Source organism: Frigoriflavimonas asaccharolytica (assembly GCF_013294015.1).
Lineage (GTDB): Bacteria > Bacteroidota > Bacteroidia > Flavobacteriales > Weeksellaceae > Frigoriflavimonas > Frigoriflavimonas asaccharolytica.
Window position 1 is genome coordinate 48,656 of the sequence record NZ_JABSNO010000001.1, and the last position, 15,563, is coordinate 64,218.

The following is a 15,563-nucleotide window of genomic DNA, read 5'->3' on the forward strand; positions in this document are numbered from 1 at the left end:
TTATTCAGTAGTTGTGGGAAGTGGAGTGTTTTCTTTCATTTTTTTATTAATGAAGTTTTCCGCTTCTGGATTTTTTTCTTTTAAAATATTCTGAGATTTTACCGTAATAGCCGACATTTCTTTTTTCACTACATAATATTTGTAACTACTCATAAAATTGTCTGCTTTCACATTGTGCTTTTTTAAGATAAATCTAGTTCCTATTTCTACATTAGACGTCGGATTTAGGTAGGTAGAGTAATCATTCAATGCCATATCTGCCATTATTTCTGCCATCTTGTTTTCAGACAATAGGTTTTCTGGCTTGTCGATGTAATTTTCACAAGAAAAAGCTAGCATTAAAATTATTAATAAAAAGAATTTCTTCATAATCTATTGATAAAAGATTTCCAACGCAAATTTAATACTCCAAAAATAGCTTCACCTATTATTCCGCCATGCATTTTGCTCACGCCTTTTTCTCTATTGGTGAAAATAATAGGTACTTCTACTATTTTAAAACCTTTTTTGAAAGCACGATACTTCATTTCAACTTGAAAACCGTATCCTTTAAGTTTTACTCTTTCCAAGCCTATTTCTTCCAAAACTTGTTTATTAAAACAAACAAAACCTGCGGTTGTATCACTAATATTCACTCCTAAAATGAAGCGCACATATTTTGATGCGAAATAAGAAAGTAAAACTCTTCCCATTGGCCAATTCACAACATTTACACCTCTAGAATATCTAGAACCAATACTTATGTCTGCATTTTTACATGCTTCTACTAGCTTGGGCAAATCTTGCGGGTTGTGAGAAAAATCTGCATCCATTTCTATTATTCGATCGTATCCATTTTGCAATGCCCATTGGAAACCATGCAAATAAGCTTTGCCCAAACCATCTTTTATTTTCCGAATACTCAAATGCAAATAGTGTGGATATTCGGCTTGCATTCTTTTCACAATTTCTGAAGTTCCATCAGGCGAACTATCGTCTACAACAAGAATGTGGTAACCTTCTTCCAGTTGAAAAACAGCAGAAATAATCATTTCTATGTTCTCTTTTTCGTTGTAGGTTGGTATGATTACTAGATTTTTCATTTATAATTTGCAAAGATAGTTTATTTGTTGATTGCTCTATAAATCTTTAAAATATTCTTTACTTTTGCAAAAAAAATAAATATTGCTTCCCGCTCTACTTTTCATTAATGACATCAGGCTAACCGAAAACAAAGATTGGATTGTTTTTGTACTTCTCGGCTGCACAGTTCTGTATTTATTTTTAATGAATACTTTGCAAAGAGATGCCAATTTGAAATCTTATTTACTGCAAGAATATTCAGAAACTAATAATGTTTTTCAAAGTTGGATGGTTGTAGGTATTATCAATACTTTTTTACTTTCTACATTAATATCACAGTACATTCCTGTAGTCCCGAAATTCATCAGCAATCTACAAATTTTTGGATTAGAATTAAATAAATTTGGGTTCACTTTGCTCTCAATTTCTATCTTTTATTTATTTAAATCTGCAATTTCGTATCTATTTTTTCAAAGTTTGGGTGCAGGTAGAAAGTGGAAATTATTTTGCTTTTCTGCTACGAAATTTTATTTCTTGGTTACGCTATTGTTGGTAGTTTTAAATTTTGCACACTACCTATTTGGGTTAAATTACAAAGGAAATTTCTATAAAATCAATTCTGAAGAATCATTTCCAATCTATGTATTGATAGGTTTTATAATCTTGCTTTTCAAGAACATCTACTATTTATTTCACAAAAGCAATATTTTAGGCCTCCCATGGTATTATAAAATTTTGTATATTTGCACCCTTCAAATTGCACCTGTTTTGGCTCTTTGGAAACTACTATTTATATAAGCACAAATTTCTATGAAAATAAAGTCAATTTTAGTTTCTCAACCGGCACCTAATGAATCTTCTCCCTATTTGGAGATGGCAAGAAAGGAAAAAATAAAAATAGATTTCCGCCCTTTTATTCATGTAGAAGCTGTTGACGGTAAAGAATTGAGAACACAGAAAATAGATCTTTCTCATTTTTCTGGCATCATTTTTACCAGCAGAAATGCAGTAGATCATTATTTTAGATTAGCAGAAGAGATGCGATTCTCTGTACCAGATTCAATGCGGTACATCTGCCAATCGGAAGCTATTGCCAATTATTTGCAGAAACACATCATCTACAGAAAAAGAAAAATAAGTTTCGGAGATAAGCTATTTTCTGATCTTTTACCATTATTCAAGAAATATCCAACGGAAAAATACCTTTTACCATCTTCGGAAGTCATTAGTTCAGACATTATAGAAACTATGGCAAAATCTGAAGTAGAATGGCAAAGAGCTGTAATGTACAGAACGGTATCTTCTAATATATCTGATATCGCTATTGCAGATTACAATATGTTGGTTTTTTTCTCGCCAAATGGTATTAAATCCGTGCAAGAAAACTTTGTTGATTTCAAACAGAATGATATAAAAATTGCAGTTTTTGGGAACACCACACAAAAAGCAGCAGAAGAAGCTGGATTTCGTATAGATATTATGGCGCCAAGTAAAGAAACACCTTCTATGACGATGGCTATAGAGAAATACATCCGGAATTTAAATAAATAAAATTCCAAAAATTTATAACAAAACCGTCTTTTCTATAGTTGAAAAGATGGTTTTTTTAGTTTAAATGAAAATTATAATTAATGAACGCTCCAATTGCAAATAAAATAGATAAAACATTAACCGTACACAACGATACAAGAGTAGATCCTTATTTCTGGATGAATGAAAAAGAAAATCCCGAAGTAATATCTCATCTAGAAGCCGAAAATAAATTTTGCGATTTCATGTTGGAAGATACAGAAGATCTGCAAAATATGCTCTATGAAGAAATGAAAGGGCGTTACAAAAAAGACGATGAATCTCTACCTTATTTTTTTAATGAATATTGGTATATCGTGCGGTATGAAAAGGGGAAAGAATACCCTATTTTTTGTAGAAAACACCTCTCTTTAGAAGCAGAAGAAGAAATAATGCTGAACGTAAACGTACTTGCAGAAGGTCAGGAATTTCTAGAAATAGGAAGTGTTTCTGTATCTCCAAACAACGAATTACTATCTTTCTCAACAGACTTAGTTAGCAGAAGAATTTATTCAATATTTTTCAAAAATTTGAAAACTGGCGAGCTTTTTCAAGACGTTATTTCAAATACGACAGGCAAAACAGTGTGGGCAAATGACAATATGCACATATTTTATATAAGAAAAGACATTAATCTTCGAGCATTTCAAGTTTACAGACATCAATTAGGAACAAACTCTGATCTAGATATTTTGGTTTTTCATGAAGATGATGATACTTTTGATGTAGACATTTCTAAAAGCAAATCTCAAGATTTTATTTTTATTTCTAGCTCTACTACCAATACAGATGAGCACAGATTTATACCATCAAACAATGTTTTTGCAGATTGGAAAATAATTCAACCCAGAACCGAAGATTTAGAATATGCCGTAGAACATTTTGAAGATGAATTCTATATCATTAATAATACAGACGATGCTTTTAATTTTAAAATTTCCACCACGAAAGTGATAAATTGCAGCGTAGAAAATTGGGTAGATTTAATTCCACATAGAGAAGATGTTTTGATTGAAGGATTTGAAATTTTTAAAAATTTTCTAGTTGTAGAAGAGCGAAAAGAAGGACTTCTGCAGATAAACATCATTAACAATCTAGATAGAACATCGCATTATTTAAATTTCTCAGAGCCAACTTATAGCGCATTTATTGGTGTAAATTTAGAATTCAACACAGAAATTTTGCGTTTTGGCTACACTTCATTGGTACAACCAAGTTCTACTTTCGAATATAATATGAAGGACAAATCTTCTGAATTATTAAAAGAACAACCCGTTTTAGGAGGAAAATTCGCGAGAGAAAACTACATAAGCGAAAGAATATGGGCAAAATCCAGAGATGGAAATTCGGAAATTCCTATTTCTTTGGTTTATCACAAAAACACGAAAAAATCTGCAGAAACACCGTTATTAATATATGGTTACGGAAGCTACGGACATACGATAGATGCTAGCTTTTCTAATGTAAGATTGTCGCTTTTGGATCGTGGCTTCATATATGCAATTGCGCACATTCGCGGTGGAGAATATTTGGGCAGACATTGGTATGAAGAAGGCAGAATGCTGGAAAAGAAAAACACCTTTTACGATTTTATAGATGCTTCTCTGTTTTTAATTGATGAAAATTACACGTCAAAACCTCATCTTTACGCGATGGGAGGAAGTGCAGGTGGACTTTTGATGGGTGGAATTGTAAATATGGCACCAGATTTATACAATGGAATTGTAGCACAAGTTCCCTTCGTAGATGTAGTTTCTACAATGTTGGATGATACAATTCCTTTAACAACGGGAGAATACGACGAATGGGGAAACCCGAATGATGAAGAATATTATCATTATATAAAATCTTATTCGCCGTATGATAATGTGGAAGCAAAAAATTATCCAAATATGTTGATCACCACAGGTTTTCATGATTCTCAAGTGCAATATTGGGAACCTGCAAAATGGACCGCAAAATTGCGAGAATTAAAAACAGACAATAATTTACTATTATTCAAAACAGACATGACATCCGGACATGGCGGTGCTTCCGGAAGATTTGAAAGTTTGAAAGAAGACGCTTTGGAGTTTGCGTTTTTGTTTAAATTGGAGAATATCACTAAATAATATCTAATAAAATTTTAACCACAAATTGAAAATTCTACGAAGTCAAAATAAACAAAAGTAGAAGAAAATTTAATTCAGTTTAAAGATAAAATAACATTTTCAAATTTTATTTTCTTTTTAAGAAGAGCTACTTAAACCCTTACCTTTGTTCCTTTTGTGGTTGGAAAAAATACATGATTTTCAAAATCATTTAATAATAATCATTTATCAATAATAAATATATGAAAGACGCAGAACTTTGGAAATTAATAGGAGAATTTTTTGTAGAAAGATTTGATACCGAAAAAAATCCCAATATAGACACTATTTTATTTCTAATTGGGTTACAAGAATTAGGAAGTGGAAAACAGAAATATACAAAAGACGACAAACTGAACATTCTACACATCGCAGTTTGCAGACTTTTGCAACCATTTGGATATTTTTCTTTTTCGCATTATGATGATGAAGGTTATCCGCATTTTAAAGTAGAAGAAGAAATGCCAGAATTAAAACCCAATGAGCAGCAAATCTTAATGCAGAAAGCCATTATCCAATATTTTGTAGACGAAAAAATGTTTTCCAATGAAGTTTTGGAGGCTTTAGAATGATAAATTTTAGTTAAACTTATTGATTTTAGTTAAAGATGCACAATTTTTTGGTGCATCTTTTGTTTTTATATTCTTAAAATGACTAATTTTAACAATTCAAATATATTTCCTTAAATGAATAATAGATTTATTCCTGTCATTTCCGTTTTTATGACGATTTCTCTAATCGTTTTCGTTGCACTTCAATTCTATTGGTTGAAGGGATATTACGGTGCATTAGAACAAGATTTTAATAATAATGTGCACAAGGCTCTAGAAAATACTGCTAAAAAAGTAGGTATTATAGAAGTTGAAAAATACTACGCAAAATACGGAGGTTTTGACAAAGATTTTATCAATAATAAAGAAAAGACTTCATCTACAATGATGCAAACTGTTGTAGATTCTGGTATAAAAAGACAAATATCTGCCTATAAAAGCATTGTAGATCAAAAAGATATTCCAGTTTCTAAAAAAGGTGATAGTTTGAAATTGACAAAAATTTTCACAGATGAAGCGCTTTTTAATATTAAAAGAAACAAAGAAACACCAGAACCATTAACGGCAGAAATTAGCAATGATATAGAAAGTGGTGAATTTCAAACGCGAGAGTTTGCGAACTTCTTATCTTCTTCTTTGTCTGCAGAAGAACGTGTAGATTCAAAAGTATTGGACTCTATCTTGCAAAAGGAACTAAAATTAGCTGGTATAGAAACGAGGTTTGGATTTGGGGTTTTCGGAAAAGACAATAAGAAAACTAAGGTCTCCAATAAATTATTTCGGGAAGAAAGCGATAATGAAAAATATTCTTACCCTCTTTTTGTAGACAATAAAGACAAAACCTTATATACTTTGGCGCTCGTTTTTCCACGTAAAGACACTTCTTTAGCAAAAACAAATTTACCAATGTTGCTAGGAACTTTTATGTCTTTGCTCACGATTTTGGGAATTTATATTATCTCCATCAATTATATGATGCGCCAGAAAAAAATTGCAGAAGTGAAAACGGATTTCATCAATAATATGTCGCATGAATTTAAAACTCCACTCGCCACAATTTCTGTAGCTACAGATTCTCTTGCGAATGATAAAATTGCGACCAACCCAGAGAAAGTGAAATACTATTCTGGCCTCATCAAACAAGAAAATTTACGCATGAAAAAGCAGGTAGAAAACGTGCTAAACATGTCTAAACTAGAGAGGAATGAGGTAAAATTATTTTTAAAAGAAGCCAACGTACGAGATTTAATAAAAGAAGTTTGTGCCTCTTTTAGTTTAATTTTATCGCAAAGAAATGGTTCTTTAGTTCAAGAATTTAATGCGGAGAAGTACAAATTCAAAATTGATGAATTTCATATTTCAAATTTACTGATCAACCTTTTGGATAATGCCAACAAATATTCGCCAGAATCGCCAGAAATTGTAATTTCTACAAAAAACGAAGGGAATTGGTATGTAATTTCTGTGGAAGACAAGGGAATGGGAATGGAACTTGAAAATAAAACCAGAATTTTCGAGAAGTTTTTCCGAGAAGAAACGGGGAATATCCACAATGCGAAAGGACAAGGATTGGGATTATCTTACGTAAAAAAAATAACAGAACTCCATAAAGGACAAATTTTTGTAGAATCTGAAAAAGGAAAAGGAAGTAAATTTATTGTAAAATTACCAATGTCTTAAAATATAAATGATGAATGATTATCAAGAAGCGATAAATTGAGCGCTAAATTTAATCTATCATCTATAATCAATTATTAAATTATTAAAATAAAAAACATGAGCAATAGAATATTATTAGTAGAAGACGATCAAAGTTTTGGTGCGGTTTTAAAGGATTATTTAAGCATTAATAACTTTGAAGTTACGCTTGCTACAGATGGAGAACAAGGTTTGAAAGAATTTACAGAAAACGATTTCGATATTTGTATTTTTGATGTAATGATGCCAAAAAAAGACGGATTTTCTCTAGCAGAAGATGTGAAAAAAATTGACAAGAATGCGCCAATTATTTTCTTAACTGCAAGAAATATGCGCGAAGATATTTTGAAAGGTTATCAGCTTGGAGCAGATGATTACATCACCAAACCATTTGATACAGAGTTACTTTTATACAAAATAAAAGCAATTCTTCAGCGAAGCACAACTATTGAAGATGATGAGCAAGAGCAATTTAAAATGAGCAATATTTATTTTGATTCTATGCTTCGTCAATTGAAAGTACATGATGAAAATTACAAACTTTCCCCAAAAGAAAACGAATTATTGAAATTGCTTTGTCAGCATAGAAATGATTTTATGCCAAGAGATTTAGCTTTAAGAAAAATCTGGAAAAAAGAAAACTATTTTACCGCAAGAAGTATGGATGTTTACATCGCAAAATTGCGTAAATATTTGAAAGAAGACGAAGGTTTAGAAATTATCAATGTTCACGGGGAAGGGTTTAGATTGTTGGTGAAAAACTAATTTTTTTTAAAAACTAACGCATAAGTTTCGTGCAAAACGATAAATTTTATATTTCGTAAATTCGCAAAATGATCAATCAATTTAAAATATTTTCAGCGGCAGTTATATCTATTTTGGCAGTTTCTTGCTCACAGAACAAGGAAATTAAACCTACATATATAGAAGAAGCTTCAGCAAATACGCAAGAAGTTGCGCCCAACTCCCCATCGATAGTTGCAACTAATCCAGAAGCAGTTGTGAATGGTGGACAAGTAAGCGCACCCGTTGCTGCAGCAAATCCTCAACCACAAAAAGTGGCACCAGGAATGAATCCCGCACACGGCGAACCAGGACATAGATGTGATATTTCTGTAGGAGCACCTCTAAATTCTCCCGTTGCAACACCTGCTGCTGCACCACAAGTAATGCCACAAACTGTAAATCCTACACCACAATCTGCACCCGTTGCAAACCCAATGAATTTGGCTGTAAATCCTGCTCATGGTGAAGCTGGACATAGTTGTGCAATTGCAGTTGGAGCTCCATTCAAATAAAAAATGCATCAATTTTTTAAAATATCAACATTAATACTATTTTTAGGAATTTTTTTAATTCCTAAAAATTTTAATGCTGCTCCTATTTTAAAAAATTCTTGTTGTTCACAAATGTCTCTAGAAAGTTGTGGCGGAGAATCTGGTAAAAAAGAAGATCCTTGCCATTCCAAAGACAAAAAAGAAAGTAGCAAAGATTGTCAAGATTGTCATTCTTGCGCATCTGTTGGTTTCTTTGCAGATCTGCAAAAAGATAATTTCTTAGAAGAAAATATTTTAATTAAAAATTCTTCTCAAAAAATCTCATTTTATATCACGCCAGAATTTTCAGATTTCGCTTCGAAGATTTGGCAACCGCCCAAAATAATTTAATTATCATTTTCGATTATTGTTTATTTTTCTACGCTATTTTTAGTTTGTAGAAAATGAATTATTTAGACAAAATTTTAAATTAAATTATTAATAATGAATATATTACAAAAAAGTATTCTTCTCTTTTCTCTGTGCTTTACCTATTTACTTTTCGCCCAAAAAACAACTTCTGAAACTGCAATGGTGAAAGGAAATTGCGGAATGTGCAAAGCTAGAATAGAAACTGCAGCAAAAGATGCTGGTGCGAAAATGGCAAATTGGAGCGCAGAAACTCAAAAACTCAAGATGGAATTTGATCCATCCAAAACTTCCGAATCCAAAATTTTACAAAAAATAGCCGAAGTTGGTCATGATAATGAGCTTTATAAAGCAGAAACAGATACCTATTCCAAACTTCCTGGTTGTTGCTTGTACGATAGAGAAAATGCAACAGAAGAATCATCTAACATAGAAAACTCCAACGAATTTTCTGTGAAAGGACATTGCGGAATGTGCAAAAGTAGAATAGAGACGACGGCAAAAAAAGCAGGTGCAACATCTGCAACTTGGGATTTAGAATACCAAAAACTAACCATGGATTTTGATGCTTCCAAGGTATCTGCAAATGAAATTTTACAAAAAATTGCCGATGCAGGTCATGATAATGAAATGTACAAAGCAAAAGATTCAACTTACGATGCGCTGCCAGATTGCTGTCTGTATGATCGGGATTCTGAATTTCCCAAAAATGGTAAAAAAGTAGAAATTGAAAATGGACACGTGAAAAGTATTGCGATCAAAAACTCCAACGAATTTTCTGTGAAAGGACATTGCGGAATGTGCAAAAGTAGAATAGAGACGACGGCAAAAAAAGCAGGTGCAACATCTGCAACTTGGGATTTAGAATACCAAAAACTAACCATGGATTTTGATGCTTCGAAGGTATCTGCAAATGAAATTTTACAAAAAATTGCCGATGCCGGTCATGATAATGAAATGTACAAAGCAAAAGATTCAACATACGATGCGCTACCAGATTGCTGTTTGTATGATCGGGATTCTGCATTTCCCAAAGATGGTGAAAAAGTAGAAATTGAAAATGGACACGTGAAAAGTGCCACTGAAAAAAAAGAAACAACCGAGGAACTTACAGAAGAGAAAAAAATTCAACAAGAAAAAAATATAGAAGGAGTTACTATTTTGGGCTCAAAAGATCCAACTGCTCTGAGCAAAAAGAATGCAAGCTTAACCTACAATATTTCTGGAAAAGAATTACTAAAAGCAGCATGCTGCAACCTTTCTGAAAGTTTTGAAACCAATGCAACCGTAGATGTTTCTTACAGCAATGCCGTTACGGGAACAAAACAATTGAGAATGCTTGGTCTAGACCAAAAATACACCGCATTGACGAAAGAACTATTACCAGAAATTCGTGGTTTGGCAACAGTTTATGGTCTCAATTTTATACCTGGAAGATGGATTGGAGGAATACAATTAACAAAAGGTGGAAGTACTGTAGTAAACGGATACGAAAGTATTACGGGACAAATAAACACAGAATTGGTGAAATTCAACGAAAAACCAGAAACCAATTTGAATATATTCGGGGATATGAACGGACGTGGAGAAATAAATTTAACACATACATCTGCTCTTACAGAAAAATGGAATCAAAGTATATTGCTCCACGGAAACGCTACCGTTGCAGAGCAAGATTATAACGACGATGGTTTTCTAGATCAACCAACAGGAAGCCAGATCAATGCAGCTTATCTTTTAAATTATAATGATTTAGAAAATAGCGGATTTGGTTCTCATTTCGGTATCAATTTTTTGAAAGATGAAAGAAATGCTGGACAAACTGCCTTCAACAAACAATTAGATCAAAGCGAGCAAACAGCTTATGGAGTTGGAATAGATATTTCTAGATTTCAAGTGTGGAATAAAACGGGTTATGTTTTCAAGGGAAAACCTTATCAAAGCATAGGATTATTAAACCAATACACTTACCATCAACAAGATAGCTTTTTCGGCTTGAGAGATTATTTTGGAAAGCAAAACACCTTTTATTCTAATTTAATTTTTGAAAGCATCATTGGAAATACAAATAATAAATATAAAATTGGAGCTAGTTTTTTATATGATACATTTGATGAAGATTACATTGCCCAAAATTATAAAAGAACAGAGACTGTACCAGGCGTTTTTGCAGAATATACTTTGACTGGCGAAAAATACACTTTGGTAGCTGGAGCAAGAGTAGATTTTCACAATTTGGCGGGCACACAATTTTCTCCAAGGTTGAATTTTAAATACGATATTGCACCGAAAACAATTTTGAGATTATCTGCAGGACGAGGATTTCGAACGGCGAATATATTTGCAGAAAGTCAAAACTATATGGCATCCAACAGAACTTTTTCAGTTTTAAATGGAACAGGAAACATCTATGGTTTGGAACCAGAAATAGCGTGGAATTATGGAGCAAGCTTACAACAAGAATTTAAATTGTTTGATAGAAAATCTACCATTGTTGCAGATTTTTTTCGCACAGATTTTAAAAATCAAGTTCTTGCAGATTTAGATGTTTCTCCACAAAGTTTAGTTTTTTATAATTTAACGGGAAATTCTTTTGCGAATAGTTTGCAAACGCAATGGGATTTTACTCCCTTCAAAAATTTTGATGTTCGTGTGGCATACAAATATTATCAAGTAGAAGCAAACTACATTTCTGGGCAAAGAGAAGTTCCTTTTATCTCTAAAAATAGAGGTTTTGCCAACTTCGCTTATTCCACAGACAAGAATGAAAAGCAAGGAAATTGGACTTTTGACACGACCTTAAATTTAATTGGCGAACAGCGTTTACCAGATTTAAGCAATAATCCTGCACCATTTCAATTAGCGAAATATTCGCCATCTTATTTTACGATGAATGCACAGATTGCAAGAAATTTTAATGATAAAATTCGTTTGTACATTGGTGCAGAAAACTTGACGAGCTACATGCAAGACAATCCAATAATTGATGCGCAAAATCCTTTCAGCAATTATTTTGATGGTGGAATGGTATACGCTCCAATCATGCCAACCAATGCTTATGTTGGTTTGGATGTGAAGTTTTAAAATAAATAATTTCAATATTAAAAAAGTCACGAATACCTATTTCGTGACTTTTTTATTTCCTATTGCTCAATATCTATCGCATCAAAACCCACCAATTCTTGTTCTTCAAATACGACATGAAGTTCTATAGGATTGCAACAAACTTCGCAATCTTCTATGTAAGTTTGCTCGGTTACTGATGAATCTACCAACGCAGAAATTTCTTCCCAACAATACGGACAAGTGTAAAAATGTTCGAGCATAATTTAAATATTATTTTTAAAAAATAAAATTAATAATTTATTTTAGATTTTAGGTGTGTGATTTTTTAATTATAAAAAGAAAGATTTTTATATAAACAAAATTTATTAACTTTATGCAAAACATACGATATGAAAAATTTAACACTCTTTGCTTTGATGATGGCAGGATTTTTTTCTGCTCAGCAAAATTTATTGCTCAACCCAATAAATGAAAACAGTCTTTCTGTCACAGAAAAACTAAGTACAACAATGGCGAAATCTTACCATTCGACCTCCTATTATTCGGAGAACATTGCGAATATAAACCAAGATTTCAACATCAAATTGCCCAACGGAAATACTATATCGGCAGTTTTTCAAAAGAAGTATCAATACAGCAATCAAAGTAATTCTGCAGTTTATAAAATCGTGGGCGATGCAAATGCAGAATTGGTATTTTCTGAGTACAACAAAGTAATTACAGGAATGTATTCAGGCTCTAATGGAGATAAAATAATTTTTATGCAAACTGCACCTTCTATTTTGGCAGTTTCTTTAGTTAATGAGCAAACATTAATTGATCAAGACGATCCAAATGATACTGTACTTGCACCAGAAAACATCATTGGAAATAAAAATATTTTAGCAAATCCAGATGTTTGTGGATTATCTCCAGTTTGCGGAAATTCTACGGTAGATGTAATGGTGCTTTATACCGGAAATACAAAAACAATATATGGTGGCGTTTCCCAAAGCAACTCTTTTGTTGCAACAGCAATCACCAATTTTAATAATTCTCTGCAAAACGGTGGTGCAGGAAATGTAACAATCAATCTTGTCTACACAGGTGAAATTTCTTACGTAGAATCTGGAAGCATCAATACAGATTTATCTAGATTAGCAACTTCTGGAGACGGATTTTTGGATGATGCACAAACCTTGAGAGCAACTTATGGAGCAGATTTAGTAAGTTTAATTACTGCTTCTCCTACAAATACTTGTGGTTTGGGATATGTAAATACAAATTCTTCAAATTATAACAGCAATTCCGCTTATACGGTTACCATTTCTGGCTGTGTAGTATCCAATTATTCCCTCGCTCATGAAATGGGACATAATATGGGCATGAATCATGATTGGTATGTGAGCACGAGCACCAATCCTTGTAGCCACCACAAAGGATATACGAATAGAACGGCCATCACTGGGGGAACTTCTAGTGCAACATCTACAAGATGGAGAACAATAATGGCGTACAACAACGAATGCAGTGCAAATGGAATAAGCTGCACAAGGAGAAATCTCTGGAGCAATCCTGGTGTAAATTATAACTCGGAACCTACAGGAATTGCAATCGGTCAACCTCAACCTTCTTATGAAATCTATGGTTTTTTAAGAGTTGCGTGTGTAGTTTCGCAATTTGCAACAGCAACTGTATTGGCCACAAAAGAAAATTTTGTAGAGGATTTCAATATTTATCCTAATCCGGTGAAAGATATTTTGTTTGTGAATGTACCAGGAAATAAGGAATTTAATTTCACCATTATTTCTGCAGATGGTAGAACTATAGCAAAAACTAAGAGCAAATCTATTTCTGTGAAAGGATATGCTACAGGAGTTTACTATCTAGTAATTTATAATAAAGAAAACCAATTGATAGGTACCAAAAAATTTGTTGTTGAATAAATGTGGTCAAAAAAGGTAAAAGAAAAATGCTCCGAGTATATCTTGGAGCATTTTTTAGTATTGAATTAGCTTAATCTTTAGATTCTGTATCTGCTACAAATTCTAAACTCACAGAATTCATGCAATATCTTTTTCCCGTTGGTTTTGGTCCATCATCAAATACGTGACCGAGATGGGAATCGCATCTTTTGCAAAGCACTTCTACTCTTTCCCAGCCAAAAGCAGTATCTCTTTCATATTTTGTACCTTCTGCATCTGCTTCAAAAAAACTTGGCCAACCGCAACTTGAAGAGAATTTTGCATCCGATCGGAATAAGTGATTGCCACAAACAGCGCAATAATACTCTCCCAAATCATCAAAATTATTATAAACACCAGTGTGTGGCCTTTCAGTTCCCGCTTCTCTTGCTACATTATACAATTCTGAATTCAAGATTGTTTTCCATTCTGTATTGGGAATATCTAATTTTGTTTTATCTGTTTTAGAATAATAAGGATTTTCTTTTAAAAATTGATTATTTGCCATTATACATTATTTTAAATGAATTAATTATAAAAACAAATGTACATACTTTGGTAACAAATTCAAATACTATTTTTGTAAATTTAACGCATGAACGATGATCAAAAAAGAAAAGAATTGCGCAAATTCAAAACATTTGCCACTGCACTTTTTCTATTCATGACTTTACTATTTGTAGCTACCACTATTTTTCAAAAAAAATTTGATAATCATTGGCTTGGTTACATTCGCGCATTTTCCGAAGCGGCAATGGTTGGTGCTTTGGCAGATTGGTTTGCAGTTACAGCCCTTTTTCATCATCCTTTGGGTTTGAAAATTCCGCACACGAATTTAATAGAAAAAAGCAAGGCAAAAATTGGGGATAATTTAGGAGATTTTGTAGTGAGCAATTTTCTTTCCCCAAAGAACATCAAGCCCTATATTTTAAAATTAAAAATTTCTCATCTAGCAGGAGATTGGCTTTCCAAGGAACGAAACCAAGAATTATTGATAACCCAAATCACCTCCATATTTCTAGATATTTTGCAAAAACTGGAAGATAAAACGGTCGTGAATTTCATTAAATCTAAAGCCGAAGAAATGACGAAAGATTTTAAAGTAAACAAGCTTTTGGGCAGCGGGATGGATTATATTTTAGAGAAAGACGATCATCAAAGATTAATTACAAAATTTTCTACGCTCATCAAAAATTATATTTTGGCCAACCAAGAATTGGTGAAAAGCAGGGTGAAAAAAGAAAGTTTTACACTTATTCCAAAATTTGTAGATGATGCTGTAGCTACAAAAATCACAAGTGGACTTTCCAATTATTTTGAAGAAATAGAACAAGATGAAAACCATTCACTTCGGGCGGAAATAACCCAAAAACTCTTTGAATTTTCCAAAGAATTACAAGAAAATGAAAAATGGGAAGCTGAATTGCAAACCGTAAAAAACAATTTTTTGAACGAGGACAAATTGCAAGAATATGCAAAAAATATTTGGACTTCCATTAAAAAGACCCTTCAAAATGAGCTTCAAAATGATGCCTCAACTTTGAAAATTTATGTGAAAAAGAATATCGAAACTTTAGCTCAAAATTTACAATCCGATCTTCAACTACAAAATAAAATAGACCAATGGATTCGCGTGACTGCGTACAAATATATTTTGAAAAACACGCATCAATTTGGGGAATTAATAAGTGGAACAGTAGGAAATTGGCAAGGCAGAGAATTGAGCGAAAAACTAGAACTCGAGGTTGGTAAAGATTTGCAATTTATCCGCGTGAATGGTACTTTGGTTGGAGGTTTAGTTGGGTTAATTATTTATACAATTACAGAGTTCTTTCTTTAAATTGGCACAGCGTTGTTAGC

Annotated in this window: 15 protein-coding genes; 11 read left to right on the forward strand and 4 right to left on the reverse strand. The window is 32.7% G+C overall.

Annotated elements, in window-relative coordinates; all coding sequences use genetic code 11:
- Both HNQ03_RS00230 and HNQ03_RS00235 read right to left on the reverse strand, forming a co-directional pair.
- A complete protein-coding gene (locus HNQ03_RS00230) occupies window positions 1–369 on the reverse strand; it encodes a DUF4296 domain-containing protein (protein WP_226927395.1) in 369 nt (122 codons plus the stop codon).
- Window positions 366–1,082, reverse strand: coding sequence for a polyprenol monophosphomannose synthase (locus HNQ03_RS00235; protein WP_173777629.1), 717 nt, complete (start codon window positions 1,080–1,082; stop codon window positions 366–368). Before HNQ03_RS00235 ends, HNQ03_RS00230 begins: the two co-directional genes overlap by 4 nt.
- 82 nt (window positions 1,083–1,164) lie before the next feature.
- On the opposite strand from HNQ03_RS00235, the gene HNQ03_RS00240 reads away from it, so the two are divergent.
- The 9 genes from HNQ03_RS00240 to HNQ03_RS00280 all read left to right on the forward strand — a co-directional run bounded on the left by HNQ03_RS00240 (window position 1,165) and on the right by HNQ03_RS00280 (window position 11,778).
- Complete coding sequence (locus tag HNQ03_RS00240; RefSeq protein ID WP_226927396.1) at window positions 1,165–1,860, forward strand: DUF4271 domain-containing protein; 696 nt, start codon at window positions 1,165–1,167, stop codon at window positions 1,858–1,860.
- Between the two features lie 12 nt (window positions 1,861–1,872).
- Window positions 1,873–2,613: a uroporphyrinogen-III synthase gene (locus HNQ03_RS00245; protein WP_173777630.1), complete on the forward strand. Its 741-nt coding sequence runs from the start codon at window positions 1,873–1,875 to the stop codon at window positions 2,611–2,613.
- 80 nt (window positions 2,614–2,693) lie between these two features.
- Entirely contained in the window at window positions 2,694–4,742 is a 2,049-nt protein-coding gene (locus HNQ03_RS00250; RefSeq protein WP_173777631.1) for a S9 family peptidase, read from the forward strand.
- Between the two features lie 221 nt (window positions 4,743–4,963).
- On the forward strand, window positions 4,964–5,332 hold the full coding sequence (locus HNQ03_RS00255) for a hypothetical protein (protein WP_173777632.1): 369 nt from the start codon (window positions 4,964–4,966) through the stop codon (window positions 5,330–5,332).
- Window positions 5,333–5,446: 114 nt separating this feature from the next.
- Window positions 5,447–6,991: a sensor histidine kinase gene (locus HNQ03_RS00260; RefSeq protein WP_173777633.1), complete on the forward strand. Its 1,545-nt coding sequence runs from the start codon at window positions 5,447–5,449 to the stop codon at window positions 6,989–6,991.
- A 96-nt stretch (window positions 6,992–7,087) separates the two neighbouring features.
- Window positions 7,088–7,774: a response regulator transcription factor gene (locus HNQ03_RS00265; RefSeq protein ID WP_173777634.1), complete on the forward strand. Its 687-nt coding sequence runs from the start codon at window positions 7,088–7,090 to the stop codon at window positions 7,772–7,774.
- Window positions 7,775–7,842: 68 nt separating this feature from the next.
- Window positions 7,843–8,307 carry a hypothetical protein gene (locus tag HNQ03_RS00270; protein ID WP_173777635.1) on the forward strand — a complete coding sequence of 155 codons (465 nt, stop codon included), beginning with the start codon at window positions 7,843–7,845 and terminating at the stop codon, window positions 8,305–8,307.
- A 3-nt stretch (window positions 8,308–8,310) separates the two neighbouring features.
- Window positions 8,311–8,676 carry a hypothetical protein gene (locus tag HNQ03_RS00275; protein WP_173777636.1) on the forward strand — a complete coding sequence of 122 codons (366 nt, stop codon included), beginning with the start codon at window positions 8,311–8,313 and terminating at the stop codon, window positions 8,674–8,676.
- A gap of 93 nt (window positions 8,677–8,769) precedes the next feature.
- On the forward strand, window positions 8,770–11,778 hold the full coding sequence (locus HNQ03_RS00280) for a TonB-dependent receptor domain-containing protein (protein WP_382404965.1): 3,009 nt from the start codon (window positions 8,770–8,772) through the stop codon (window positions 11,776–11,778).
- 59 nt (window positions 11,779–11,837) lie between these two features.
- On the opposite strand, the gene HNQ03_RS00285 is transcribed toward HNQ03_RS00280, so the two are convergent.
- Window positions 11,838–12,020: a CPXCG motif-containing cysteine-rich protein gene (locus HNQ03_RS00285; protein ID WP_173777637.1), complete on the reverse strand. Its 183-nt coding sequence runs from the start codon at window positions 12,018–12,020 to the stop codon at window positions 11,838–11,840.
- 129 nt (window positions 12,021–12,149) lie between these two features.
- On the opposite strand from HNQ03_RS00285, the gene HNQ03_RS00290 reads away from it, so the two are divergent.
- Window positions 12,150–13,685, forward strand: coding sequence for a M12 family metallo-peptidase (locus HNQ03_RS00290; protein ID WP_173777638.1), 1,536 nt, complete (start codon window positions 12,150–12,152; stop codon window positions 13,683–13,685).
- 70 nt (window positions 13,686–13,755) lie between these two features.
- Here the strand turns inward: HNQ03_RS00290 and msrB are convergent, their stop codons facing one another.
- On the reverse strand, window positions 13,756–14,211 hold the full coding sequence (msrB, locus tag HNQ03_RS00295) for a peptide-methionine (R)-S-oxide reductase MsrB (protein WP_173777639.1): 456 nt from the start codon (window positions 14,209–14,211) through the stop codon (window positions 13,756–13,758).
- An 87-nt stretch (window positions 14,212–14,298) separates the two neighbouring features.
- Between msrB and HNQ03_RS00300 the strand changes: the two genes are divergently transcribed.
- The gene (locus HNQ03_RS00300; protein ID WP_173777640.1) at window positions 14,299–15,543 is read left to right on the forward strand and encodes a DUF445 domain-containing protein; all 1,245 of its coding nucleotides are present in this window, start codon (window positions 14,299–14,301) and stop codon (window positions 15,541–15,543) included.
- Window positions 15,544–15,563 lie beyond the last annotated feature (20 nt).